The sequence below is a fragment of the Vibrio jasicida 090810c genome (genome assembly GCF_002887615.1).
GTDB classification, from domain to species: Bacteria; Pseudomonadota; Gammaproteobacteria; order Enterobacterales; family Vibrionaceae; genus Vibrio; species Vibrio jasicida.
Map to the genome: position 1 here is coordinate 2,504,503 of NZ_CP025792.1, position 25,830 is coordinate 2,530,332.

21 protein-coding genes and 14 tRNA genes are annotated in these 25,830 nt (G+C 46.0%); 20 read left to right on the forward strand and 15 right to left on the reverse strand.

Annotated elements, in window-relative coordinates; genetic code table 11:
• Window positions 1–12: 12 nt before the first annotated feature.
• The 3 genes from frdC to frdA are packed head-to-tail and all read right to left on the reverse strand — an operon-like array spanning window position 13 to window position 2,977.
• Window positions 13–396: a fumarate reductase subunit FrdC gene (gene frdC, locus C1S73_RS11910; protein ID WP_038871007.1), complete on the reverse strand. Its 384-nt coding sequence runs from the start codon at window positions 394–396 to the stop codon at window positions 13–15.
• 2 nt (window positions 397–398) lie between these two features.
• Window positions 399–1,157 (reverse strand): succinate dehydrogenase/fumarate reductase iron-sulfur subunit, encoded by a 759-nt coding sequence (locus C1S73_RS11915; protein ID WP_038871009.1) that lies wholly within the window; start codon window positions 1,155–1,157, stop codon window positions 399–401.
• On the reverse strand, window positions 1,157–2,977 hold the full coding sequence (frdA, locus tag C1S73_RS11920; protein WP_038871011.1) for a fumarate reductase (quinol) flavoprotein subunit: 1,821 nt from the start codon (window positions 2,975–2,977) through the stop codon (window positions 1,157–1,159). Before frdA ends, C1S73_RS11915 begins: the two co-directional genes overlap by 1 nt.
• 449 nt (window positions 2,978–3,426) lie before the next feature.
• On the opposite strand from frdA, the gene epmA reads away from it, so the two are divergent.
• The 4 genes from epmA to C1S73_RS11940 all read left to right on the forward strand — a co-directional run bounded on the left by epmA (window position 3,427) and on the right by C1S73_RS11940 (window position 6,582).
• Window positions 3,427–4,398: an elongation factor P--(R)-beta-lysine ligase gene (gene epmA, locus C1S73_RS11925; RefSeq protein ID WP_038871013.1), complete on the forward strand. Its 972-nt coding sequence runs from the start codon at window positions 3,427–3,429 to the stop codon at window positions 4,396–4,398.
• A 9-nt stretch (window positions 4,399–4,407) separates the two neighbouring features.
• Window positions 4,408–4,782 (forward strand): VanZ family protein, encoded by a 375-nt coding sequence (locus tag C1S73_RS11930; protein WP_038871015.1) that lies wholly within the window; start codon window positions 4,408–4,410, stop codon window positions 4,780–4,782.
• Window positions 4,783–4,803: 21 nt separating this feature from the next.
• Window positions 4,804–5,439, forward strand: coding sequence for a TetR/AcrR family transcriptional regulator (locus C1S73_RS11935; RefSeq protein ID WP_038871017.1), 636 nt, complete (start codon window positions 4,804–4,806; stop codon window positions 5,437–5,439).
• A 186-nt stretch (window positions 5,440–5,625) separates the two neighbouring features.
• A complete protein-coding gene (locus C1S73_RS11940; RefSeq protein WP_038871019.1) occupies window positions 5,626–6,582 on the forward strand; it encodes an acetyltransferase in 957 nt (318 codons plus the stop codon).
• A 73-nt stretch (window positions 6,583–6,655) separates the two neighbouring features.
• Here C1S73_RS11940 and C1S73_RS11945 read toward each other — a convergent pair whose 3' ends face one another.
• The 5 genes from C1S73_RS11945 to C1S73_RS11965 form a co-directional block, all read right to left on the reverse strand.
• Entirely contained in the window at window positions 6,656–7,801 is a 1,146-nt protein-coding gene (locus tag C1S73_RS11945) for a murein hydrolase activator EnvC family protein (RefSeq protein ID WP_038871021.1), read from the reverse strand.
• A gap of 26 nt (window positions 7,802–7,827) precedes the next feature.
• The gene (cysE, locus tag C1S73_RS11950; protein WP_038871022.1) at window positions 7,828–8,649 is read right to left on the reverse strand and encodes a serine O-acetyltransferase; all 822 of its coding nucleotides are present in this window, start codon (window positions 8,647–8,649) and stop codon (window positions 7,828–7,830) included.
• 78 nt (window positions 8,650–8,727) lie between these two features.
• Window positions 8,728–9,765, reverse strand: coding sequence for an NAD(P)H-dependent glycerol-3-phosphate dehydrogenase (gene gpsA / locus C1S73_RS11955; protein WP_038871023.1), 1,038 nt, complete (start codon window positions 9,763–9,765; stop codon window positions 8,728–8,730).
• Window positions 9,766–9,965: 200 nt separating this feature from the next.
• Complete coding sequence (secB, locus tag C1S73_RS11960; RefSeq protein ID WP_005530940.1) at window positions 9,966–10,430, reverse strand: protein-export chaperone SecB; 465 nt, start codon at window positions 10,428–10,430, stop codon at window positions 9,966–9,968.
• A 206-nt stretch (window positions 10,431–10,636) separates the two neighbouring features.
• Entirely contained in the window at window positions 10,637–11,071 is a 435-nt protein-coding gene (locus tag C1S73_RS11965; RefSeq protein WP_038871024.1) for a rhodanese-like domain-containing protein, read from the reverse strand.
• Between the two features lie 486 nt (window positions 11,072–11,557).
• Here C1S73_RS11965 and gpmM point away from each other — a divergent pair, with 486 nt between their 5' ends.
• Complete coding sequence (gene gpmM / locus C1S73_RS11970; protein WP_038871026.1) at window positions 11,558–13,090, forward strand: 2,3-bisphosphoglycerate-independent phosphoglycerate mutase; 1,533 nt, start codon at window positions 11,558–11,560, stop codon at window positions 13,088–13,090.
• A 118-nt stretch (window positions 13,091–13,208) separates the two neighbouring features.
• Here the strand turns inward: gpmM and C1S73_RS11975 are convergent, their stop codons facing one another.
• From C1S73_RS11975 to rsgA, 6 genes are all read right to left on the reverse strand, one after another.
• Window positions 13,209–14,096, reverse strand: coding sequence for a DMT family transporter (locus C1S73_RS11975; RefSeq protein WP_038871028.1), 888 nt, complete (start codon window positions 14,094–14,096; stop codon window positions 13,209–13,211).
• 120 nt (window positions 14,097–14,216) lie between these two features.
• Window positions 14,217–16,097, reverse strand: a complete 1,881-nt coding sequence (locus tag C1S73_RS11980) for a methyl-accepting chemotaxis protein (protein ID WP_038871030.1) — start codon at window positions 16,095–16,097, stop codon at window positions 14,217–14,219.
• 279 nt (window positions 16,098–16,376) lie between these two features.
• Window positions 16,377–17,792: an SLC13 family permease gene (locus tag C1S73_RS11985; RefSeq protein ID WP_038871033.1), complete on the reverse strand. Its 1,416-nt coding sequence runs from the start codon at window positions 17,790–17,792 to the stop codon at window positions 16,377–16,379.
• A gap of 368 nt (window positions 17,793–18,160) precedes the next feature.
• Window positions 18,161–19,174 (reverse strand): IS110 family RNA-guided transposase, encoded by a 1,014-nt coding sequence (locus C1S73_RS11990; RefSeq protein ID WP_102778931.1) that lies wholly within the window; start codon window positions 19,172–19,174, stop codon window positions 18,161–18,163.
• 112 nt (window positions 19,175–19,286) lie between these two features.
• The gene (gene asd, locus C1S73_RS11995) at window positions 19,287–20,144 is read right to left on the reverse strand and encodes an archaetidylserine decarboxylase (protein ID WP_038874097.1); all 858 of its coding nucleotides are present in this window, start codon (window positions 20,142–20,144) and stop codon (window positions 19,287–19,289) included.
• A gap of 116 nt (window positions 20,145–20,260) precedes the next feature.
• On the reverse strand, window positions 20,261–21,325 hold the full coding sequence (gene rsgA, locus C1S73_RS12000) for a small ribosomal subunit biogenesis GTPase RsgA (RefSeq protein ID WP_038874102.1): 1,065 nt from the start codon (window positions 21,323–21,325) through the stop codon (window positions 20,261–20,263).
• A 128-nt stretch (window positions 21,326–21,453) separates the two neighbouring features.
• Here rsgA and orn point away from each other — a divergent pair, with 128 nt between their 5' ends.
• The 15 genes from orn (at window position 21,454) to C1S73_RS12075 (ending at window position 23,873) form a co-directional block, all read left to right on the forward strand.
• Window positions 21,454–21,999 (forward strand): oligoribonuclease, encoded by a 546-nt coding sequence (orn, locus tag C1S73_RS12005; RefSeq protein ID WP_038874099.1) that lies wholly within the window; start codon window positions 21,454–21,456, stop codon window positions 21,997–21,999.
• Window positions 22,000–22,155: 156 nt separating this feature from the next.
• Window positions 22,156–22,231 (forward strand) — tRNA-Gly (locus tag C1S73_RS12010).
• A gap of 39 nt (window positions 22,232–22,270) precedes the next feature.
• Window positions 22,271–22,347 (forward strand) — tRNA-Met (locus C1S73_RS12015).
• 53 nt (window positions 22,348–22,400) lie between these two features.
• Window positions 22,401–22,476 (forward strand) — tRNA-Gly (locus C1S73_RS12020).
• Window positions 22,477–22,515: 39 nt separating this feature from the next.
• Window positions 22,516–22,592, forward strand: a tRNA-Met gene (locus C1S73_RS12025).
• Between the two features lie 105 nt (window positions 22,593–22,697).
• Window positions 22,698–22,773: transfer RNA gene (locus C1S73_RS12030), tRNA-Gly, on the forward strand.
• A 39-nt stretch (window positions 22,774–22,812) separates the two neighbouring features.
• A tRNA-Met gene (locus C1S73_RS12035) sits at window positions 22,813–22,889 on the forward strand.
• A gap of 53 nt (window positions 22,890–22,942) precedes the next feature.
• Window positions 22,943–23,018, forward strand: a tRNA-Gly gene (locus tag C1S73_RS12040).
• Window positions 23,019–23,057: 39 nt separating this feature from the next.
• Window positions 23,058–23,134, forward strand: a tRNA-Met gene (locus tag C1S73_RS12045).
• A 53-nt stretch (window positions 23,135–23,187) separates the two neighbouring features.
• Window positions 23,188–23,263, forward strand: a tRNA-Gly gene (locus C1S73_RS12050).
• Window positions 23,264–23,302: 39 nt separating this feature from the next.
• A tRNA-Met gene (locus tag C1S73_RS12055) sits at window positions 23,303–23,379 on the forward strand.
• Window positions 23,380–23,432: 53 nt separating this feature from the next.
• A tRNA-Gly gene (locus C1S73_RS12060) sits at window positions 23,433–23,508 on the forward strand.
• A 51-nt stretch (window positions 23,509–23,559) separates the two neighbouring features.
• Window positions 23,560–23,635: transfer RNA gene (locus tag C1S73_RS12065), tRNA-Gly, on the forward strand.
• Between the two features lie 51 nt (window positions 23,636–23,686).
• Window positions 23,687–23,762 (forward strand) — tRNA-Gly (locus C1S73_RS12070).
• A gap of 34 nt (window positions 23,763–23,796) precedes the next feature.
• Window positions 23,797–23,873 (forward strand) — tRNA-Met (locus tag C1S73_RS12075).
• A gap of 606 nt (window positions 23,874–24,479) precedes the next feature.
• On the opposite strand, the gene queG is transcribed toward C1S73_RS12075, so the two are convergent.
• On the reverse strand, window positions 24,480–25,607 hold the full coding sequence (queG, locus tag C1S73_RS12080; RefSeq protein WP_038872045.1) for a tRNA epoxyqueuosine(34) reductase QueG: 1,128 nt from the start codon (window positions 25,605–25,607) through the stop codon (window positions 24,480–24,482).
• Window positions 25,608–25,830 lie beyond the last annotated feature (223 nt).

Consider the following 25,830-nt stretch of genomic DNA (forward strand, 5'->3'; position numbering starts at 1 on the left):
TACTAAAGCTCCTTACACCACGATGAGAACGATCAGTGAGATGAACGCAACTGCGGCCCACTGAGTCAGAACGATGATTTTCTTATCCACTGGTTTGCCTTTCAAACGAATTGGCATTACTTGTGGCATCATGCTGAAGAAGGTTTGTGCATGGAACAAACTACCTAGTAGAGCAACAATGTTGATTGCTACTACGATAGGGTTTGCCATGAACTCTAACCAACCTTGCCAAGCTTCTGGGCCTTTTACTAATGAACCTAGACCGAAAGTCAGGAAGATAGTGAATAGGATCAGAGGAAGCACAGTTGCTTCACGTACCATGTAGAAGCGGTAGAAAGGATGGTTCTTCCACCATGTGCGTTTTATTTCACGAACGTAAGGTTTACGGTTGCTCATCCTTATGCCTCCACTTTCTTTGGTGAACCATCAGGTTTCAACATCGCAATCACGAAGTCCATAGAAGACTCCACTTTGCCTTGGTTTACTGCTGCTGCTGGATCGACGCTCTTCGGACAAACTTCAGAACAGTAACCGACAAAGGTACAACCCCAAGCGCCGTTTTCACCATTGATCAGCTTCATGCGCTCAGCTTTACCGTTGTCACGGCTATCTAGGTTGTAACGGTGTGCCAGTGTTAGTGCCGCCGGACCGATGAACTCAGGGTTCAAACCGAACTGAGGACATGCCGCGTAGCAAAGACCACAGTTGATACAACCAGCAAACTGTTTGTACTTCGCCATTTGCTCTGGCGTTTGCAGGTTTGTGCCGTCTTCTGGCTTGCGATCGTTACCAATGATGTAAGGTTTGATTGCTTCTAGGCGCTCGATGAACGGCGTCATATCAACGATCAAGTCTTTCTCGATTGGGAAGTTTGCTAGTGGTTCGATAGTCACGCCATTCGGGTAATCACGTAGGAAGCTCTTACAAGCGAGCTTAGGCACGTTGTTTACCATGATGCCGCAAGAACCACAGATCGCCATACGACAAGACCAACGGTAAGACAGATCTTTATCTAGGTGATCTTTGATGTAGCCAAGTGCATCAAGTACGGACATGGTTTCATCAAATGGGACTTCGAATGTTTGCGTGTATGGTTCCGCGTCCTTCTCAGGGTCGTAACGCAGAATGTCTACTTTTTGAATGCGGTTTGCTGACATTATGCTTGCTCCTCTGCGCTCTTCGCTTCTGCTTCAGCGGCTTTTTCTGCTGCTGCTGCTTTCTCTGCTGCTTCACCGTATAGACGTGCTTTAGGCTGAGACTTAGTGATCTTCACGCCGCTGTAGTCAATACTTGGTGCTGCATCTTCTTTGAAGAAAGCAAGTGAGTGTTTCAGGAAGTTCACATCGTCACGTTCAGTACAACCATCGTCTAGACGCTGGTGCGCACCACGAGATTCTTTACGTAGGATGGCAGAGTGAACCATCGCTTCTGCGACTTCTAGGCCGTAACCAACTTCGATTGCGTATAAAAGATCAGTGTTGAACACTTTGCCTTTATCTTTGATGCTGATCTGTTTGTAACGAGCTTTAAGTTCAGTGATCTTATCAATTGTTGCTTGCATCAAATCTTCTTGGCGGTAGATACCACAACCTGCTTCCATGGTGTGACCCATTTCAGTACGGATATCTGCCCAGTTTTCTTCGCCTTCTTGGTTCATCAGAGCAGCAATGCGGTCTTCAACTGCTTTCACTTGAGTCGCGATAGACTCTTCGTTCCAGCCTTTGAATTCTGCTGCGCGTTTCACCGCTTGTTCACCCGCAACGCGACCGAATACAACGAACTCAGCCAGCGAGTTAGAACCTAGACGGTTTGCGCCGTGAAGACCAACTGATGCACATTCGCCAACCGCGAATAGACCTTTAATGCGAGTTTCACATTCGCCGTTGGTTTCAATGCCACCCATGGTGTAGTGAACCGTAGGACGAATTGGAATTGGCTCTTTTGCAGGGTCTACGTTCACATAAGCTTTCGCTAGTTCACAGATGAACGGTAAACGCTCTTGTAGGTATTCTTCACCAAGGTGGCGAAGATCTAGGTGCACCACGTCACCAAGAGGGTGTTTGATGGTGTTGCCTTTCTGCTGTTCATGCCAGAACGCTTGAGAAACTTTGTCACGAGGACCCAGTTCCATGTATTTGTTTTTCGGCTCGCCCACTGGGGTTTCTGGGCCCATGCCGTAATCTTGCAGATAACGGTAACCATCTTTGTTAACGATGATACCGCCTTCACCACGACAACCTTCGGTCATCAGGATACCTGTGCCAGGAAGACCTGTTGGGTGGTATTGAACGAATTCCATATCACGTAGAGGAACGCCGTGACGGTAAGCCATCGCCATGCCGTCGCCCGTTACGATACCGCCGTTGGTGTTACAGTGATAAACACGACCAGCACCACCTGTTGCTAACACAACCGATTTCGCTTTAATCGTAACCAACTCACCTTCAGACATGTGGATTGCAATCAGACCTTGTACTTCACCTTCATCAACAAGCAAATCGACAACAAAGTACTCATCAAAGCGTTTGATGTTGTCGTACTTCATTGACGTCTGGAATAGCGTGTGAAGCATGTGGAAGCCAGTTTTATCTGCAGCGAACCAAGTACGTTCAACCTTCATACCGCCAAAGCGGCGTACGTTGACTTCACCGTTCTCTTTACGACTCCATGGGCAACCCCATTGCTCCATTTGGATCATTTCGCGAGTCGCGTTCTCTACAAAGTATTCAACAACGTCCTGTTCACATAGCCAGTCACCACCGCCAACGGTATCGTTGAAGTGATTGTCTAAGCTATCTTCATCCTTGATAACTGCTGCTGAGCCACCTTCTGCAGCAACCGTGTGGGAGCGCATTGGGTAAACTTTAGAAATAAGTGCTACTTCTAAGTCCGGGTTTGCTTCAGCCGCTGCAATAGCAGTACGAAGACCAGCGCCGCCTGCGCCGATGACTGCGATATCTGTGGTGATAATTTGCACAGTTATCCTCCAGTGTGTGATTGCGGAAATCCGCTTGTTATTGTGAGTGTGAGGGCACCGTTTTAAGGCAATCCCTCAAAAGTAGTAGGGTTAGTGTAGGGGAGGCTTATGGCAGAAAAATTGATGTATTTGGGGTTTTTCTCCGGTAATGCACATGTGAGCATAGAAATTCTAGGTTATGTGACTGCTATCACGGCACGAAACGTTTGGTGCACAAACGTAATCGCTGTCAATGTTACATGACTGTTGCGCGACATTACCCTCATTGATAATAGGTTAAGTTGTGAGTGTTTTTTGTACTGTGGAACGTCAAATGCTTGCTTCAGTTTAATCGATTTTTATTCGCGTTTGGGGGGCAAAAATTGGAGCCGATTCCCCCCTCGCTGAACTAGGCAAATCATGCCAAAATTGCTATTTTTCCTGCTCATCAACCTTTTAAGAGTTTTGTTATGCAAACGAACTGGCAACCTACCGCTTCTATGGAACAACTACGTCAACGTGCGATGTTGATTACCGCTATTCGTCAATTCTTCGCCGAGCGACAGGTGATGGAAGTCGACACGCCAGCGATGAGTCACGCGACGGTGACAGACATTCATTTGCATACCTTCCAGACTGAATTTGTAGGACCAGGCTATGCCGGTGGCAGCAAACTGTTCTTTATGACCAGTCCTGAATTCCATATGAAGCGCCTACTGGCTGCGGGCAGTGGTTGTATTTACCAAATCAACAAAGCTTTTCGTAATGAAGAGAATGGTCGTCACCACAATCCTGAATTCACCATGTTGGAGTGGTACCGTATCGGTTTTGATCATCATAAGCTGATGGACGAAATGGATGACCTACTACAACTGGTATTGAAGTGCGGCGCTGCTGAGCGAATGACTTACCAGCAAGCTTTTATTGACGTACTTGGTGCGTGCCCGTTAGAAGGCTCGATGCAAGAGCTAAAAGCAGTCGCGGCAAAGCTGGGTTTGAGTGACATTGCAGAACCAGAAGAAGATCGTGATACCTTGCTGCAACTGTTGTTCAGCATCGGTGTGGAAGCCAAGATTGGTCAGCAAGTCCCTGCGTTTGTTTATGACTTCCCAGCTTCACAAGCCGCGCTGGCAAAGATCAACCCACAAGATACCCGTGTCGCGGATCGCTTTGAGGTGTACTTCAAAGGTATTGAGCTTGCGAACGGCTTCCATGAACTCGATAACCCGAAAGAGCAATTAGCACGTTTCGAACAAGATAACGGTAAGCGTCTAGAAATGGGCTTGAAGCCACAACCTATCGATTTCCATCTTATTGGTGCATTAGAGGCGGGCTTGCCAGATTGTGCTGGTGTGGCATTAGGCATTGATCGTTTGATTATGTTGGCATTAGGTTGCGACCATATTGATCAAGTGACCGCTTTCCCATTCCCAATTGCTTAAGGATTGATGATGAACCTAACCGCTGCCCGTTTCGTTTTACTGAGCTATGCCGCCCTCATTGCTTACCTTTCTTTGAGTTCGGGTGAGTTGCAAGATTGGGGTGACATTGCGTACTTGGATAAGATGCAGCATGCGATGGCGTACAGTGGTTTTGGTTTCTTAGGTTGCTTTTGTGTTTCAAAGTGGCGTCAGCGTTGGACGATAGCAGTGAGTATTTTGTTATTTAGTGCCGTGATTGAAGTTCTGCAAGGGTATGTGGGTCGACAAACGTCATGGCATGATCTGATTGCAAACACCATTGGTATCGTAACTGGTCTGCTATGTTACCGTATTTGGAGCCTCTATCGACCTAGGTTGGTGAAGTCGTTATACTCAATTCGTTAATGAAGAGGGAATACGATAACCATGAAAACGCGCGACAAAATTGTCTATGCCGCACTGGAGTTGTTTAACCAACATGGTGAGCGCAATATCACAACCAATCACATTGCTGACCATATTGAAATTAGCCCAGGCAACCTTTACTACCACTTTCGTAATAAGCAAGAAATCGTGCGTGAGATCTTCGCACTTTACTCTGCGGAGTTGCTAGAAAGATTCACTCCAATTCAAGGTTCTCAAGAGAGCCTGACCATGCTGAAAAGCTACCTAGATTCCATTTTTACGCTAATGTGGAAGTACCGTTTCTTTTACGCAAACTTACCGGAAATCTTATCGCGCGATGAAAAGCTGCATGATGAGTACATTGATGTTCAGGAAAAGCTCCAAGCGAACCTGATTGCCATCATGCAAGAGTTCGTGTCGTTGAAGTTGTTGAACGTTGACCAAACACAATTGAAGCCCTTGGTTTGTACTCTGCATTTGATTGCGTGTAGCTGGCTAGCGTATCAATCAGCGATGTCTCCAAAAACAGAAATCACCGAAACAATGGTAAAACAAGGCATGCTACAAATGCTAAATGTGGTGAAGCCTGTTGCGACAGAGCAAGGCATGGAGCAGTTACTGCTACTCGAAGAGGCTTTAAGCACACTACACAGTTAGTACTATTTTCCCTCCTTATTAACATTAGAAAATGAGAGTATGGCTCAATGCTTAAGGTTTAGAGCGCAGCTCTCATTTTCAGTCCCTCCCTTGAGTTGACTTGCTGTGCTCATTTCGCACAATAGGATTCATACACCCCCCAATTATCTGTTGGGATATGACTCTCGATAAAGGAACTATCGTTCAATGAACTACGACATTTTTAATGGCGATGCCGATGGCATCATCGCATTGTTGCAATTGCGTTTGGCGGATCCCATCGAAGCTAAGTTGGTGACTGGTGTTAAACGTGATATTAAGCTGGTGGAAAAGGTCGATCTGCAAGCTGGCGATGAGCTGACGGTATTAGACATTTCAATGGAAAAGAACATGGTAGGTCTAGAGCAAGCATTGGCTCAAGGCGCACATGTGTTTTACGCTGATCACCACAAAGCGGGTGAGATTCCTCAACATGGTAACTTAGATGCGCACATCGATCTTGATGCTAATATGTGTACCGCTTTGATTGTCGATAAACTGCTTGATGGCCGTTTTCATACATGGGCGATCACCGCTGCTTATGGTGATAACTTGATTGCTAAAGCGGATGCGTTGGCGGACAAAATCAAACTCAATGAAGAGCAAAAAGCGCAGTTAAAAGAGCTAGGTACACTGATTAACTACAATGGCTACGGCTCGAAAGTTGATGATCTTCACTTCCATCCGGCGGATTTGTATCGTGCACTTCTTCACTACACCTCTCCATTTGATGCTATTGAAGATAAAGCGTCACCTTACTACCAATTACAATCGGCTTATCAGCAAGATATGGATGCGGCACTAGCTGTCCCTGCAACTCACGAAAGCTCAAAGCTCAAGCTGTTTGAACTACCGAATAATGCAGCATCACGCCGAATTAGTGGTGTTTATGGCAACTGGCTTGCGAACCAAAATCCAGACTCTGCGCATGCGGTATTAACTGAAAATACAGATGGCACATACACGGTTTCTCTTCGTGCTCCGTTGAATAACAAGCAAGGTGCCGTGGCTGTGTGTGGGCAGTTCCCAACTGGTGGTGGAAGAGAAGCGGCTGCGGGTATTAATGCGTTAAGTAAAGATGATGTAAGTACCTTTATTGATGCGGTAGAGACCTATTACGCATAGCGCTTTCCCAAATATACATACAAAAAAGGAGCCGAGAGGCTCCTTTTTTATTGCGAAACAATAAGTTGAGTAGTTAACGTTTCAGCCAAGATTTCGGGTTTTGCGCTTCACTGTTACGGCGGATCTCGAAGTAGAGCGAGGCTCGGTCTTGACCACCAGTATCCCCCGCGAGTGCAATGACTTCACCTGCTGTCACCTTATCGCCTTCTTTCTTAGTTAACGCTTGGTTGTAGCCATAAAGCGTCATATCGCCCTTACCATGGTCAAGCAAAACGACTAGACCATAACCACGTAAGTACTCCGCAAATACAACAGTACCTGGGTAAACCGCTTTCACTTGCTGGCCATAATTAGCTGAGAGCACCATGCCTTTCCAGTTTACTTGGCCGGTTTGTCTTGTGCCAAAGTTATGTAGGACGCGACCTTTTAATGGCCATGGCAATTTACCGCGCTGTTTCGCAATACCATCCATCGGCACTGCGTTACGTTTCGCGGCTTTCGCGATCTCGGCTTTTAGACGGGTTTCGTTGCGTTGTAGTTCAGAAAGGTAACGCTTGTCGTCTTTGATGCTTTTTTGAATCTTGCTCAGTGTCCCTTTACGTTTCGACTGGGTATTTGCCAACGAAGAACGTTTTTCGGATTGCTGTTTGAGCAGGGTTTCAATTTGTGCTTTTTCGAGCTCGAGTTGGTTCTTATTATGTGCCAACTCCTGCGTGGTCTTGGTGATGTCATCAATCACTTTTGCCCGTGCTTTTGCCAAATGCTGGAAGTACTGACTAATGCGATCTTCTTCTACACCTTGATTCAAAAGGTGACCATTGGCTTTGGCTCTTTCTGTCACGTAGTAGGTCTGAAGCAGCTGCTTTAGCTCTTCTTCCTGCGCCTGACGCTGGCCTTCTTGCAGAGCAATCTTCTCTTCTAACTTATTAATGTTTTGATCAGCCTGCACTAAGTCTGCTTTGGTTTGCTTGATTTCTCTTTCTAATTTAGAAATACCAAGCTCTTGGTTTTTTAGCGACTTTTGTAGATCGTTCAGTTGTTTTTCTTGAGAGGTGAGTGACTTACGCTGGCGGTTTATTTCACTGGAAACGCCTTTCAGCTCTTGCTGGCTAGCAGCGGAAGAGGTGATGGGATATGTGGCAGATAAAGCACAAGTTAATAAAATAGCCGAGCGTAGCACTGGGTGATTTTTTTTTCGCACTTGAGAGTTACCTACCACATTATTGTCAAAAGATTAAATGACGATTAAATACCATCCCCGTGGATAAAGCTTTGCGATTTGCCATTAAAGCCTTGATCCATATCGAGAGAAGGTTTGTCCGTTTTTGGACGACCAACAATTTTCGCAGGCACTCCCGCCACAGTTGTGTGCGGTGGCACTGCTTGCAATACCACAGAACAAGAGCCGATTTTCGCGCCTTCACCCACTTCGATATTGCCAAGAATCTTTGCACCGGCGCCGATCATGACGCCTTCGCGAATTTTCGGGTGACGGTCACCGCATTCTTTGCCAGTACCACCAAGGGTAACATCCTGCAAAATAGACACATCGTTTTCTACGACAGCCGTTTCACCGATCACGATGCCTGTCGCATGGTCTAGCATGATACCACTACCGATGCGTGCCGCAGGGTGAATATCCACCTGACATGCCACAGAGATCTGGTTTTGTAGATAAGTCGCAAGTGCGTGACGCCCTTGCATCCAGAGCCAGTTTGCTACGCGGTAGCCTTGCAGAGCATGATAGCCCTTTAGATAAAGCAGTGGCATTGAGTACATCGAAACCGCTGGGTCACGATTCACCGTTGCACAAATATCGCAGGCCGCGCCGTCCGTGATGGTTGGATCGGCCGCGAAGGCTTCTTCAACCACTTCACGTACTGCCATTGCAGGCATGGAAGCGGTGTTCAATTTGTTTGCCAGAATGTAGCTTAACGCAGCACACAAGCTTTCATGCTTGATGATAGTCGCATGGTAAAAGCTCGCCAACATGGGCTCTTGCTCTGACATCTCACGGGCTTCTGAGACAATTTTGTCCCAGACTTTTTGTTTTTCGCAGTGTTTCATTCTCAATGTCCTGAGTGGTTCTTCCGTGACCCGACAACTTCTATTCTTCTCAGATGAGGTGCAAAGGGGCGTAGAGTGCTACTTTCCTTCGGCTTTTTTGTCACGAGCAAGTAAATCTTGCGCTGCCAGGCGTGCATCCTTCCCTTGATACAATACTTGATAAATTTGGTCAACAATTGGCATTTCAACGTCCATGCGTTGAGAAAGCATCCACACTTCCTTCGTGTTACGGTAGCCTTCCACCACTTGGCCGATCTCTTCTTGAGCGGTGTCGACATCTTTACCTTTACCTAGTGCCAAACCAAAACGGCGGTTACGTGATTGGTTATCGGTACAAGTCAATACAAGATCACCCAAACCAGCCATGCCCATAAAGGTCTCTGGTTGTGCGCCCAGTGCAGCGCCAAGGCGGCTCATTTCCGCAAGGCCACGTGTGATGAGTGCCGTACGTGCGTTCGCACCAAAACCAATGCCGTCAGACATACCTGCACCAATGGCGATAACGTTTTTCACGGCGCCGCCAAGTTGCATGCCGATGAAGTCGTTGTTTGCGTAAACACGGAAAGTTTTACTGCAATGGATTTTTTCTTGCAGATCAGCAACGAAATCTGAGTCTGGAGAGGCAACAGAGATGGCTGTTGGCATGCCCATCGCAAGTTCTTTTGCGAAAGTAGGACCTGAAAGTACCGCGAGAGAGTAACTCTCACCAATAATGTCGAAAGCCACTTCTTTAAGTAGACGACCTGTTTCTGGTTCTAGGCCTTTGGTTGCCCAGCAAATACGAGAATCTTCACGTAGGAAAGGCTTGCAGCTATTCAGTACGATGCCAAAGACATGGCTAGGAACGACGACTAACAAGTCACGGCTTGCTTGAACGGCTTTTTCTAAATCCGATTCAATAATCAAGCTTTCAGGGAAATCAATACCAGGTAAGAATTCATGGTTGGCGCGATCTGCCTCAAGGCGAGTCATGTGTGCTGGCTCATGACCCCAAAGAACCACGTTCGCACCGTTGCGAGCAAGGGAAATCGCCAAAGAAGTGCCGTATGAACCTGCGCCAATCACCGTCATTGCGATGTCTTTACCGTAAGCATTGTTGGTATTTGCTTGTGTCATGCTACCGCCTAATTGTCTTTCTACTAATAGAATCTAGTTCATAATCGCCAGATTTTACGCTCTCTAGCGGCTAGGAACTAGGATCTTTCAGAAATAAAAAATGCACATTGCATCACTGGTTAGACGCGTTGTGCATTTTCTTAAGGTATATGCCGTGTCGAATTAGAATCTACTATGACACGTCACTTACAAAACGTGAATTACGCTTCAGCTTCGCCTTGTTGAGCTTGCTGTTGTAGGTAGTTCATGAACAGCGCGTCGAAGTTAACTGGCGCTAGGTTCAGTTGAGGGAACGTACCTTTAACCACTAGGCTTGAGATAGTTTCACGAGCGTAAGGGAATAGGATGTTCGGGCAGAATGCGCCTAGGCAATGTGCTAGTTGGCCTGCTTCCATTTGCTCAGCTGTGAAGATACCACCTTGTTGAACTTCACATAGGAACGCTGTTTCTTCTTCGTTCTTTACAGTAACTGTTAGACGTAGAACTACTTCGTAAACGCCTTCACCAAGCTCACGGCTTTGAGTGTCTAGGTCTAGTTTAACGTCTGGGTTCCACTCTTTTTGGAACATTACTGGAGAGTTAGGCGCTTCAAAAGAAACGTCTTTTAGGAAGATGCGTTGAATTGCGAAGTTTTGTTGTGCGTCTTGTGGTGCTGCTTCAGCCATTTTTAAATCCTTAATAAACATTTGTTGAGCCTAGAACGATCTAAACCCAGAAATATGGTTTGTCCTGAGACTAACTGAGCAAATCTACATTGACTAGATGAAGCGCGTATTACGTGCAAAGCGTCACAACTTAGTGCTTCAACTGCTTTCTATTTGCTCAGTTTATATAAACGAGGCTTGGCAAAATTGGATTTTTACCGCGAACCTTATTTTTTACCACGAACTAGCGGTAGGTTCGCTTCGCTCCATGCAATCAAGCCATTTTTCAGTAGGCTTACGTTTTCGAAGCCTGCTTTAGCTAGTAGGTTTGCACTTTCTTGAGCAGTTTGGCCTGTCTTGCATACCACAATGATTGGGTCTGATTTACGGTTTTCAAGGCTACCAAAGTTACCAGCTTTGATATCTGACGGTAAAATGTGAAGTGCGTCGGTGATATGGCCTTGTTTGAACTCATCTTTAGAGCGGATATCGACCACAACGCCGTTTTCACGGTTCATTAGGTGAGTCAGTTGGTTTACGTTAATCTCTTTGTATGCGGCTGTCGCTGACTTCACGATGTTCATGATGAATGCGACAAGAAGACCTACCCAAACCAAAGATAGAATCATGTTCTGTTGGAAAAAATCAATGTACTCTTGCATGTCTTGAGCTCTTGCAATGTTGGCGGAAAAATAAAGCAGGAGTATAGCGGGGTTAGTCGCCTTAGGCGAGAGGGTTAAAATTTTCTAACGAATAATTGAGATCTACGCGCTTGCCTCAAGCCTTTTCTAATGTGCTATTCGTGCAATCTTAGTATCACTTCTTCCTATCAATCTAATTGGTGTAATTGACTTCACTTCTACATTGAAAAGCGCAAAATGTTTATCAACAAAAAGTTTTTCACCAAAGTATTTCGGTGGTCGTACAAAGCATCTTGAAAGTGACTATGCTTGTGAAACACGTTTGCTGACTAGGTCGGATTGCTTGCTAACTTGTAAGATAGCAACAATAAATCGCAAACATTATTTGATCTTAACCTACAGTTTTGGTTAAAAAGTGTAGTAAAATTACGCTAGTTTTGTTTCAAGGTTAGATGGAGCAATGAAGCTCTACGCCGAAAGTTACTTAAATTTGATGAGGTCATCACTATGTCTGCTAAGAAGCCATTGGCTCTAGTTATCCTTGACGGTTACGGTTACCGTGAAGACACAGCAAGTAACGCAATTGCAAATGCTAAAACACCAGTAATGGATGCACTGATTGCGAATAACCCTAACACTCTAATCTCTGCTTCAGGTATGGACGTTGGTCTTCCTGATGGTCAAATGGGTAACTCAGAAGTTGGTCATACCAACATCGGTGCAGGTCGCGTTGTATACCAAGATCTAACTCGTATCACTAAGTCTATCGCTGATGGTGAGTTTGCTGAGACAGCTGCGTTAGTTGAAGCTATCGATTCTGCAGTTGAAGCTGGTAAAGCGGTACACCTAATGGGCCTTATGTCTCCAGGTGGTGTTCACTCTCACGAAGATCACATCTACGCAGCAGTTGAAATGGCAGCCGCTCGTGGCGCTGAGAAAATTTACCTACACTGCTTCCTAGACGGCCGTGACACGCCACCACGCAGTGCTGAAAACTCACTACAGCGTTTCCAAGACCTATTTGCGAAACTAGGTAAAGGCCGTGTTGCTTCTCTCGTAGGTCGTTACTACGCAATGGACCGTGACAACAACTGGGATCGCGTTCAAGTTGCATACGATCTTCTGACTCAAGCAAAAGCTGAGTTCACAGCAGAAACAGCAGTTGCTGGTCTAGAAGCGGCTTATGCTCGTGAAGAAAACGACGAGTTTGTTAAAGCAACAGCGATCAAAGCTGAAGGCCAAGAAGATGCAATCATGCAAGATGGCGACGCTGTTATCTTCATGAACTACCGTGCTGACCGTGCACGTCAAATCACTCGTGCATTCGTTCCTGCATTTGATGGCTTCGAGCGTGCGGCGTTCCCTGCGATCAACTTCGTTATGCTGACTCAATACGCAGCTGATATCCCGCTAGCTATTGCTTTCCCACCTGCGTCTCTAGAAAACACGTACGGTGAGTGGCTATCTAAGCAAGGTCAAACTCAGCTACGTATTTCTGAAACAGAGAAATACGCACACGTTACATTCTTCTTCAACGGTGGTGTTGAGAATGAATTTGAAGGTGAAGAGCGTCAACTTGTTGCTTCTCCAAAAGTAGCAACTTACGACATGCAACCAGAGATGAGCTCTCCAGAGCTAACTGAGAAAATGGTTGCAGCGATCAAATCTGGCAAATTCGACACTATCATTTGTAACTACCCTAACGCAGATATGGTTGGTCACACTGGCGTTTACGAAGCGGCTGAGCAAGCTATCGAAGCACTAGATGAAAGCGTAGGTAAAGTGGTTGAAGCAATCAAAGAAGTTGGCGGTCAGCTACTGATCACTGCGGACCACGGTAACGCGGAAATGATGATTGACCCAACAACGGGCGGAATTCACACTGCACACACTAACCTACCTGTACCTCTAATCTACGTAGGTGACAAAGCGGTTGAGTTCAAAGAAGGCGGTAAACTGTCTGACCTTGCACCAACCATGCTTTCTCTAGCGGGTCTAGAAATTCCTGCAGAAATGTCTGGTCAAATCCTAGTTAAGTAATTAACTAAGATTCAGAATGATAAAAGCCCGAGTTCGACTCGGGCTTTTTTGTGTCTGCGATTCTGTGTTTGGTAAGGCGGTGAGTTACTAAGCTCAACAGGCCCTAATTGAACCTGCTTTATTGTACTAAGATACCAGTACCAATCACGGCTAAGGCCGCGCCAAACCAGGCAAAGCGATTTGGACGTTTCTTGGTGTAAACCCACAACAGCGGCAGCAACATGATTGGTGTTGTTGAAGAAAGCAGAGCCACCATCCCGACATTTCCCTCACGTAGGGCATAGAGAATCAACGTCATACCTACTGCCATGGCCAAGAAACCGTTTAATGCAGTGATACCAAAAACTTTCCAGGTGATAGTTTGAGTCGCACGGGCTACCTTCGCGCCAATCAACCAAAGCGCGCAATGCGCGACGAAGGCACTGATCATACGAATCGCAGAAGCGGCGACTGGATCGACACTCGTTTGCATGACTGGTTTAGCAATGATACCACCAAGCGCCTGACACATAGCGGCAGTTAAACCTAGTCCGACACCTATCCAAACATTACCTTTGATTTCTTCTAGCGTATTACTAGCTTGCCCGCGTCGGCCGTAGAAAATCGCCATCACGACACCGCTAAAAACTAAGGCTGCACCAATCAGCTCCATTCCAGTCATGCTTTCGCTAAATAGGAAGTAACCTAAAATGGCAGAGAAGACGGCATGACAAGAAAACAGCAAGCCTGCTTGGCGTGGTCCCATGCGGTTCAAGCAAGCGAATAACGCCGTATCACCAATAAAAATACCAATCAAACCGGATGCCATCATTGGCGTAATGTGTTCTGTGGTCACACTTAACCAACCTCCGGTGAACCAAGCCATACTGGATAGGATGACGGCTGTACAGCCCATACGCCATCGGCTATAGGCAAACGCACCAAGATGCTGAGCGGGAACAACAGAAATTAAGCTAGAAACAGCCCATAGGAAAGCAGCGCATAGCGCCAGCCATTCATAACCCATGATTGCGAGACATCCTTGTAGAGCAGGGTAAGGCTCTAATATGCATCAATTTATAGATATGTAAAAGAGCATCTTATCGCTAATAAAAAAGCAGCTCGTTGAGCTGCTTTTGAGGGCGCGTTACACTTTAAAGCGACTGATGTTCTCACGCATCGTATTGGCGGTATCGTACATTTGACGTGCGCCGTCACTGCTCTTAAGTGATTGTTCGGCAATCATGTCCGCATCGTCTTTGATGCCTTGCGTGTTGCGACTGATGTCTTCGCTTACCGCGCGTTGCTCTTCTGCAGCGCTTGCGATTTGCATCGCCATGTCGTTGATCTCAGTGATGGAGTTGGTGATGCTGGTTAGGCTATCGTGCGCCTGCTGAGCATAATCCACGCTGGTATCCGCCAAACTGGTGCTGGTTTGCATGCTATTGACTGCAAGTTTGGTGTTGTTTTGCAGTGTTTCGATCATGGTACGGATTTCTTCCGTTGACCCATGAGTGCGCTGGCTAAGTACACGTACCTCATCAGCAACCACGGCAAAGCCGCGACCTTGTTCACCAGCACGCGCGGCTTCAATTGCGGCATTGAGTGCCAACAAGTTGGTTTGCTCTGCAATGCCTTGGATGGTCGATAGGATTTGGTTGATGCTTTGCGTATTCGCTTCCAACTCAGAAATCACGTTGGCGGCATCACTGACTTGTTCTGCTAACTCGACAATCGCTTCACGGTTCTTCTGGATAACATTTTGTCCATCCATACAAGCGGATGCAGAGTTTTGTGAAGCGCTGGCAGTCAATTCTGCATGGCTTGCGACTTCTGCTGCGGTTGCTGACATCTCATGAATCGCTGTGGCAATTTGGTTAACATCGTTCTGCTGATGCTCAACGCGACCTGCCGCCATTGCTGACAGTTCATTCGCTTGATTTGCTTGCGCCGATAGTTGCTCACTGTTTTCAACGATGCCTTTTAGCATGGTTTGCATTTGTGCGAGGAATTGGTTTACATGCGTTGCAAGTTCGCCAATCTCATCCATGCGTTCAATCTTGATGCGTTGGGTTAAGTCTCCCTCTCCTTGCGATAGTTCAGAAAGCGCATCTGAAAGCGTTTGAAGTGGTTGGAGTAAGCGCGTGATGATGTAAGTGCTGATCGCTGCAATAATCAAGTACAACACGATAGAGGCAATCGCGGTGAATGTTACCTGCTCAGAGACAGAAGCAAACGCCATTTGCTTGTCTTGCACGATTCCTAAAGACCAGTCGGTATTGGGTACGTTGGCTACGTAAATTAGCTTATCACCCTGATTTGGCCATTGAATGGTATCTAACTTTGCATCGCCTGCGAGATTCATCATCACGCTGTGCGTTAATGTAGGGTTAAGTTCGGTCAGTGGTTTTTGACTTAATTTCTCATCTTTGTAAGCCACTAAGTTGTTATTGCCATCCACCAAAAATGCAAAGCCATCATTATCCAATTGGATATTCAGTACTTCTTTGATGATATCGGTTACTGCTAAGTCTGCGGCAAGAACACCACGATTGCTTTGGTTGAATGCTTTAGCGAAGCTGACAACAATGCTGCCATCAAAGTCTTGGTATGGCTCTGTAATAATTAGGCCTGACTTACTCATCGCATCTTGATACCAAGGGCGAGTTCGAGGGTCGTAATCGGCTGGCCATGATTCACTTTTATCGCCATACGCGATAGAACCATCAGAAAATCCAGCATAAACCGATAAGAACTTACCGGCACGCTTGGTAAGTAGCATCTCTCGGTCTGCATCGTCAGAGCTTGCAATAATATCTTCGTTCGCCAGCATCATATCGCTACGAATCGAGAGCCAGTCACTAATGTAACGGTTGGTTGATTGAGAAATATTTTGAATTTCTCGGTTAAGAGTAGACGTGGTTTCTTCGCGCAATTGATTGACGGAAACCCAAGCTTGAACGCCACTAACAATGGCGATAATGACTGCAATCGCAATCTGGATTTTTAACTTAATTGTATTTCTCATTGCCTTACCTTCATAAAACAGACAAAAAGATCAACGTCACAAGTGGTGACACCAATGGGTATGAGACGATTCAAGCACGGAAAGTTACATGAAAGGCTGCAGATAATTTATCGACATATAGCCGATAAACTTAAGCTAAATAGTGTGATTTTTATTCAACATATTGTTTATAGGTGTGAATTTATTGTGGTGAAATAAGAGTTAATTTGAATGCTGTTGGGCCTGTGGGGAAAGAGCAGGGGACTCTGCGGCAGATTGCACTACCGCAGAGTGTGATGATCAAAAGATAATAAGTACCGCACCATAAACGATAAAGAGCCCAATCACCCCGATGATTAAACCGACTTTCGCCATGTCTTTACTCTCAATTAAACCAGTAGAGTAGGCGAGAGAATTTGGTGGTGTAGAGACGGGCAAAATCATACCGAGTGAAGCAGAGAAAGCGACCACAACTAATAGCCCTTGCAAACCACCGATAGCAACAAGACTTGGCATGGAGGCGCCAATGGCGGCTGCGATTGGCATCAGTAAGTTCGCTGTCGCGGTATTGGACATAAAGTTCGCCATTAACCAACACACAATCGATAGTGCGATGACGACAGAGAATGGAGAAAGGGACTCATAGTCAATGGCGTGAGCTAGCGCTTCTGCCAAGCCAGTTTTGTCTAGGGCAATACCAATGGCGATACCACCGGCAACCAACCACAGCACATCCCAGTTTATTAGCTTAAGTTCTTCTTTGCCCATGATGCCCGTTAAAGTGAATACCGCGAGTGGAATAATGGCGACCACATACGTATTCATGCCATGCACTTTAGTCGTCATCCACAGCAGGATAGTCATGGCGAAGGTGACGTAAACCACGATCGCACGCCAACTCTTCTTGAACTTTCCATCCAGACGCAGCTTCATCTCTGGTTCACTAGAAGGGAAGAGCTTTTGTAATAAGAACCAGGCCAGCGTTAGTTGCACCAAGACGAAAGGTAATCCCATCATCATCCAAGATAGGAAGTCGATGCTGTTTTCTCCGGTTAAGTATTGCAAGGCAATCGCGTTGGGCGGTGTACCGATTGGCGTTGCAATACCACCAGTATTCGCGGCAATTGGAATGCACAATACGAGGGCTTTAATGCCTAAATCGCCTTTCGGTGCCGATGCTACAATTGGGCCTAATAATGCGAGCATCATGACAGTGGTCGCCGTATTAGACATGAACATCGAGAACACGGCGGTAATCAGCATTAAGCCCAACATGATGAACTTAGGCTGAGTGCCAAACGGCTTTAGCAGTACACGAGCAAGGTTGTTATCAAGCTCGTATTTAGAGGCAGCAATAGCGAGTGCGAAGCCCCCCATGAAAAGGATTATGATAGGAGAAGAGAAAGCGGAGAAGATGTCCGTGTAAGCGATCAAGTCCCCCAAATCATGCCCCGCTGGTGGGTTACGAAATAAGTGTAAGCCTTTATCCGATATCATGATCAATTCCAGTGCGATGATAAGAATTGAAGTGGCAAAAACGGGGACAGGCTCTAAAACCCATAGCAGCGCAGCGAGAAGGAAAATCGCCAGTAGACGGTGCTGAATTAACGTGAGGTCGTCTATTGGTATAGCATCAATCGGCATCATTAAAACACCGAGCGGAATCAAAAAACACACCAGTAACTTGACCAGTGTATTCGCACTCATCTTTGGCATTGGTCGCCCCTTCAAATAATCATCCCTAACCACAGAATAATTGATTGTGCTTTTAGGGTCTTAGAGGCAAGTATGAGTTTGAAAAAGTGAGACTAAATTTCGAACAGAGTTTTGCTTTTCGTCAATAAAAAATGTATGGTCCGCCCCGTTATTGCAACTACAATTTAGTAATAACGGAGTTGGTTTGCGCTAATGTATTCGGAGTCCACGTTGGGAACATTAACTTCCCCGCTCCACGATGATATCCGCGCCAGATTATCCTTAAAAGCCCCAAAGCAACTAGGTGCTATTTTTTGTATCAGGTTACTAATCTGGCCGTTCGACCGTTTTTGTCATCACATTCATTGGCGTTGCAAACTTGGTTATGGCTATACAGCCTTAAAAGCTTGGCGGTGGTACAACACCGCCCAAGCTATTCTTGCTAGCTTATTGGCAAGTGCGACTACCACTACATTAAACGGCTTTGTTGCTCGTAAATTGACTAACCAATCTCCAAACACTTTTCCTGTTGTTTCTATCCTAGATAGCACGGACCTCGCTCCATGTATAAATAGAGCACGAAGGTGTTTGTTCCCTCGTTTACTCATGCCTAATAGCTTTGATTTGCCACCCGTTGAATACTGCCTTGGAACGAGTCCTAGCCATGCAGCCATCTCGCGACCTCCACCAAAGTTTGAAGGAGAACTGATATTGGCTACACACAACGTTGCTGTTAAATCACCAATACCAGGAATACTCTTCAAAAGTTCAGCATTTTCATTATTTTCAGTAATCGCTTTCAGTTTTCTATCTTGAGTAGATACTTGCTCATTTAGGTATTTATAGTGCTCATGAATCGAGAGCAACTCAGCGACCAGGCTTGGTGGTAGTTTTATATCTTGCTCGGCCAACCACTGAAATAGCGCTTTCATCTTGGCATGGCCTTTAGGAAAACTCAGCCCAAACTCAAGTAGTATTGCTCCAATTCGGCTCATACAAGCCGTTCGTTCTTTGATATAACCATCCCTCACTCGATGGATAGCTGCGATTACCTGAGCTTCCTCTGACTTGGCAGAGACAAATCTCATGCTTGGTCGACTCGCTGCTTCTGCTATCGCAGCCGCATCAATAAAGTCGTTCTTATTACCTTTGACGTAAGGTTTTACATATTGAGGCGGGATAAGTCGAACTCGATGCCCATAGGCTTCACACTTTCTCGCAAGCCAGTGAGCACCACCACAGGCTTCAAAAGCGATGATGGTAGGTTCAAGTACAGATAAGAAACGGAGTAGTTGGCTTCGACTAAACTTACGGCGAATAACGTCTTTGCCAGTGTGATTGTTGCCAACCGCATGAAAGCAGTGCTTGCCTAAATCGATACCTAAGATGTGAATGGTAGACATATGGTTCACCTCGTTCTGAGAGCCTACTCTAAGCGTAGGGCTTGAGAGTGAGGCGGACCATATAATTAGCCCCCGCGAGCGGAGGCCTTTAAAATCATTTTGTACGGAAGCCTTACTGCTGGTGCGCGTAAGGTGTACCCATTACTGTTGGTTTACCGTTTTCCATGCTCTCATCGAATGTGATGGCATCTTTAGCGAATAGGTTGATAACCGTTGAGCCAAGCTTGAAGCGGCCCATTTCTTCACCTTTTTTCAAGATAACGGCTTTGTTACCTTCTGCAGGGTAATCCCATTTGTAAACAGTATTACCGCGTGGTGGCGTAACAGTGCCAGCCCATACTTGCTCAATGCTGCCTACGATGGTTGCACCAACCAGTACTTGTGCCATTGGACCAAACGCAGTATCGAAGATACACACTACGCGCTCGTTACGTGCGAATAGGTTTGGTACGTTTTCTGCCGTTAGTGGGTTTACCGAGAACAGGTCGCCAGGTACATAAACCATCTGACGCAGCGTGCCGTCACATGGCATGTGTACACGGTGGTAATCACGAGGTGAGAGGTATAGCGTTGCAAAAGTACCATCTTGGAACTCTTCCGCTAGTGTCTCATCACCGCCAAGCAGTTCTTGAGCTGAGAAGTTATGACCTTTTGCTTGAATCAGTTGGCCGTCTTCAATTGGGCCAAACTGGCTAACACAAGCATCCGCTGGGTGAGTGATCACCGCTTCACCTTCTGCGATTGGACGTGCGCCTTCTTTTAGCTCACGTACAAAGAACTCGTTGAACGTTTTGAAGTGTTTTGGATCGGAGTGTTTCGCCTCATCCATGTTCACATTGTATTGTTTGATAAACCAACGAATGATTGCTGTTGTTAGACCGCCAGCTTTAGCTGAAGCCAGTTTACCCACTAGACGCGTTAGGCCATGTTGTGGGATCCAGTACTGCAGTCCAACTTTAATCTTGTCCATCTTTAATTCCGATACTTCTGTTAGATTCTCGCTTTAGGGCGCGTGATGTTACTGAAATTTCATCTGCTTGTCAGTATTAGGTGATGTTTTCTTACACAGTTGCAGTCTTAACTCAGTTACAGATCCGCTTTCTTGCTGCGTGAGTACTGACGGTTGGCTTTGTTTTCGCCCATGCTTTCTAGGATGCGATGGTAGTTTTCAAAGCGAACTTTGCTCACATCACCTTTCTCTACAGCTTCACGCAATATGCAGCCTGGATCGTCGTTGTGCTTACAGTCACGGAACTTACAGCCACCAAGATAAGGGCGGAATTCAACAAATGCTTTGGTGACCTCTTCCGCTTCTAAGTGCCAAAGGCCAAATTCACGAACCCCAGGAGAGTCAATGAGTTCACCGCCCGTGGGAATATGGTATAGACGTGCCGCGGTCGTTGTATGTTGACCGAGCCCAGAGTTCTCAGAGACTTCGCCTTCTTCCACTTCTTGCTCAAGCTCTGGCATAAGAGCATTCACAAGGCTGGATTTACCAACACCTGATTGGCCAACGAAGATATTGATTCGGTCGCCTAGCAAGGCTTCAAGTTCATTAATGCCTTCGCCCGATTTCTTGCTCACAAATAGAACTTTGTAACCAATGCGTTGGTATTCTTCCAACCAACTTTCATAAGTTGCACGCTCTTCGTCTGACAACAGGTCGATTTTGTTCAGAACCAGCAATGGCGCAATGTTAAGTGTCTCTGAAGCAACCAAGTAGCGGTCAATAATGTTCAATGACAGTTCCGGTAGAACCGAAGACACAATGATCATTTGATCAATATTTGCGGCCACAGGTTTTAAGCCATCGTAGTAATCTGGACGAGTAAGTACCGATGTACGAGGTTCTACTGCTTCTACAACACCTGAAATACCAGCCATAGATTCTAAACCTTCACGCCACAACACGCGGTCACCCGATACTAGGGATTCAATGCCGCGACGAAGGTTGCAACGTTGAACTTCACCCGTCTCAAGATCTTCGATGTCAGCATGTTGGCCGAAGCGAGTAATGACCAAGCCTTGCTTACTTGCGCCAAGCATGTGCTCATCCCATTGGATTGAGTCTTCTTGCTTTTTTAGGCGCTTTTGTTGGTTGCTGCGTACGCGTCGCACCTGACCTTTGGTTAACTTTTTCTTTTTTGCCACAATTCTGTACTTAGTGTGAGTTCGCTCAAGTGATTGAACCAACAAGGGTTCAAGCGAGTGAGTATCGTGTTTCAAGTATTTTCAGGTATAGTACCTCTTTTATCGATAAACAAATAGGCGGCGTAACCATGTCCTTTAGCGATCAAAACCTAATTTGGGTTGATTTAGAGATGACGGGCCTTGATCCTGAAACGCATAAAATCATTGAAATTGCTTCTATCGTTACCGATAGCGAGCTGAACATTTTGGCTGAAGGGCCGGTACTCGCTGTTCATCAACCAGAAGAAGAGCTGGCTAAGATGGATGACTGGTGTACCAATACGCACACATCAAGCGGCTTGGTTGAGCGCGTCCGTAATAGTGATATTTCAGAGCAAGATGCTGTTGTACAAACCATCGAATTCCTAGAAAAATGGGTTCCAAAGGGTGTATCACCAATTTGTGGTAACAGTATTGGTCAAGATCGCCGTTTCTTGTACAAACACATGCCAGAGCTCGAAGAATATTTCCATTATCGTTACCTAGACGTGAGTACGCTTAAAGAGTTAACTCGTCGCTGGCAACCTGAAGTGTTAAATGGCTTCTCTAAGCAAGGTACACACTTAGCGTTAGACGACATCCGTGAGTCGATTGCTGAGCTAAAGTACTACCGCGAAACGATCTTTAAGATCTAACTGTTAAGGCTGCGATCCAAATTGTTGTATTTCGTGAACGTTTTGCTTGCTTTTTCGTCGGTCAGTAAAAAAATAAAGTTTTTTTGAACGAAGGACTTGCATCACAAAAAAATGCTCTTATAATTCGCAGCCCTGAACGACGGAAACGTTGTTGATGCGACACTAGCTCAGTTGGTAGAGCGCAACCTTGCCAAGGTTGAGGTCACGAGTTCGAACCTCGTGTGTCGCTCCAGTTTGAAGGTCTTCATCGTACCTAACGGTGAAATACGGACGCGGGATGGAGCAGCTTGGTAGCTCGTCGGGCTCATAACCCGAAGGTCGTCGGTTCAAATCCGGCTCCCGCAACCAAATCTAAAGCAGCTTGAAGGTCATTTTTAATGACATTCAGGCCGTTAAGAGATGCGACACTAGCTCAGTTGGTAGAGCGCAACCTTGCCAAGGTTGAGGTCACGAGTTCGAACCTCGTGTGTCGCTCCAATTTTAAGGTCTTCATCGTACCTAACGATGAAATACGGACGCGGGATGGAGCAGCCTGGTAGCTCGTCGGGCTCATAACCCGAAGGTCGTCGGTTCAAATCCGGCTCCCGCAACCAAATTCAAGACAGTTTGAACGTTATTTATTATAACCCTCAGGCCGTCGACGGATGCGCCGCCCGGATAAAATCCCGGCTCCGCAGCCAATTCTCTCTTGAGAATATGCGACACTAGCTCAGTTGGTAGAGCGCAACCTTGCCAAGGTTGAGGTCACGAGTTCGAACCTCGTGTGTCGCTCCAGTTTGAAGGTCTTCATCGTACCTAACGATGAAATACGGACGCGGGATGGAGCAGCTTGGTAGCTCGTCGGGCTCATAACCCGAAGGTCGTCGGTTCAAATCCGGCTCCCGCAACCAAATCTAAAGCAGTTTGAAGGTCATTTTTAATGATATTCAGGCCGTTAAGAGATGCGACACTAGCTCAGTTGGTAGAGCGCAACCTTGCCAAGGTTGAGGTCACGAGTTCGAACCTCGTGTGTCGCTCCAATTTTAAGGTCTTCATCGTACCTAACGATGAAATACGGACGCGGGATGGAGCAGCCTGGTAGCTCGTCGGGCTCATAACCCGAAGGTCGTCGGTTCAAATCCGGCTCCCGCAACCAAATCTAAAGCAGTTTGAAGGTCATTTTTAATGATATTCAGGCCGTTAAGAGATGCGACACTAGCTCAGTTGGTAGAGCGCAACCTTGCCAAGGTTGAGGTCACGAGTTCGAACCTCGTGTGTCGCTCCAATTTTAAGGTCTTCATCGTACCTAACGGTGAAATACGGACGCGGGATGGAGCAGCTTGGTAGCTCGTCGGGCTCATAACCCGAAGGTCGTCGGTTCAAATCCGGCTCCCGCAACCAAATCTAAAGCAGTTTGAAGGTCATTTTTAATGATATTCAGGCCGTTAAGAGATGCGACACTAGCTCAGTTGGTAGAGCGCAACCTTGCCAAGGTTGAGGTCACGAGTTCGAACCTCGTGTGTCGCTCCACTTTCTTTCTGAAATGTGGAATAAGCCCTCATTGTGCTTAACAATGACATTGCGACACTAGCTCAGTTGGTAGAGCGCAACCTTGCCAAGGTTGAGGTCACGAGTTCGAACCTCGTGTGTCGCTCCACTTTCTTTTTGAAATGTGGAATAAGCCCTCATTGTGCTTAACAGTGACATTGCGACACTAGCTCAGTTGGTAGAGCGCAACCTTGCCAAGGTTGAGGTCACGAGTTCGAACCTCGTGTGTCGCTCCAGTTTCTATTATCGTATTAATCGATAATATACGGACGCGGGATGGAGCAGCTTGGTAGCTCGTCGGGCTCATAACCCGAAGGTCGTCGGTTCAAATCCGGCTCCCGCAACCAATTTTCAAGCGATAGTTTTAGTCACTAACTCAAACCATCGATGAATGTAACTCTATTTGCAATAGAGGTTACAGCCAGCCACATCGCTCTTTTCATAATGCTGAGAAGCATCAATCCCTGAAAAATAAAACTCTAATCCGCATCGAATGATGTCGGACGATTTCGTTTGTGTTTTAAACATGAGACGAGACGGCTGACCAATGAATATTCTGGTGTTCGGGGCGTTTTCACATCTTTAATTAACAGAGTTATCCACATATATCGTTCTGTGGATAAGTTGGTTGATAAAGTGTTTTCTGCTTGGGGTTTAAAGGTTGTAAAGAAAGATCTTTTCCAAATCTGACAGCGGCTAAACTTTTTATTAAACGCTTAAGTTGTTGTTATGTATGGGGAAAGGTGCTTTTATTGCGGATCGGGTGCGTTAAATTTGGATCATTACTTTGTGTTTTTTTGATCCTAATCATTTCTTTAGGTTGTGTTTAACTTTTTTCTATAACCTATTTTCTCTCAATACTCTTATTTTTTTCCACATTACAGAATTGAGAACAAGGTCATGAATTGAACGGGCAAAAAATGTTTTCAATCTCTTGCATATGAGCTACGCATTTATGCGTCTCTTGGTAGGCCTTTTTCGACAATCCGGATTAACCGCTTTTTCTTCGTTTCTACCGAGTCGGACTCATTGGTCGGAAGCTGATTAATTTGTTGCGTCAATGCCCATTCTATATGTTCATCAAGCAATTCACTTTCGCCACGTCTGTTTTCCAGTGCTTCAATGATTTGTTGACTATATTCTGCATTGCCAAGTGCGACAGAAATATTACGCAGCCATTGAACATGACCAATTCGACGAATCGCCGATCCCTCCATTTGTTTAAGGAAGGTCGCTTCATCCCAATGAAACATTGTCAGTAAATCAGGCTCTTCAAAGCTGTCTCGGCGATGAAAGTCTTCTTGTTCCGTTAGTTCTGCGTATCGATTCCAAGGGCAGACTAATTGGCAGTCATCGCAACCATAAATGCGGTTGCCTATTGGCTTACGGAACTCTTCAGGAATCACGCCATCAAATTCGATGGTGAGATAAGAGATACAGCGACGTGCATCCACCACCTTATCCTCAACGATTGCTTGAGTCGGGCAGGAAGTAATGCATGCTTTACATTTGTCACATTGATCGACGCTTGGTTCATCTACTGGCAATGGCAGGTCAATCAGCAATTCGCCAAGAAAGAACCAAGATCCACAGTCTTTATCTAAGATAAGTGAATGTTTGCCTGTCCAGCCTAGCCCCGCTTTCTGAGCAAGAGGTCTTTCTAAGATAGGAGCAGAATCGACAAATGGACGGTAGCCATACTGTCCTACTTCTTGTTCGATAAGCTTGCCAAGCTTATTCAGTTGCTTTCTTACTAGCTTGTGATAATCGCGTCCAAGCGCATAACGACTAATGTATGCGTGATTCTTGTTAGCTAAGTTGGAGGCGAAGTGGGCTTCCGGAGGTAGGTAGTTCATGCGTACGCTTATTACGCGTACGGTTCCCGGCAAAAGTTCATCTGGTCTTGCGCGCATCATGCCATGACGAGCCATCCAATCCATTGAACCGTGATAGCCAGCATCAAGCCATTTTTGCAGAGCCGCCTCATGTTCACTAAGATCAACATCGCAGATACCGACTTTCTGAAAGCCGAGCTCTTTACCCCAAATTTTGATTTGTTGAGCGAGTTGTTCGAAGTTCATGTTTTATCACCGAGATAAAGGGGGGGCGGATCTTACCGGATCTTACTCATTGGTGCTACCAGAAAGTCTAGACATAAAGTCGAGAAATAGATTTTGAAACAAAGTCATCGACTGTTGACTTTGATGTGACCAAATCTGTTTATGCATTCAATAGAATCAGGGAATTAGGATTTGTCTTTTTGACTACTTTTTTCGCATATATGACATTTGAGAGCTTGTCTCT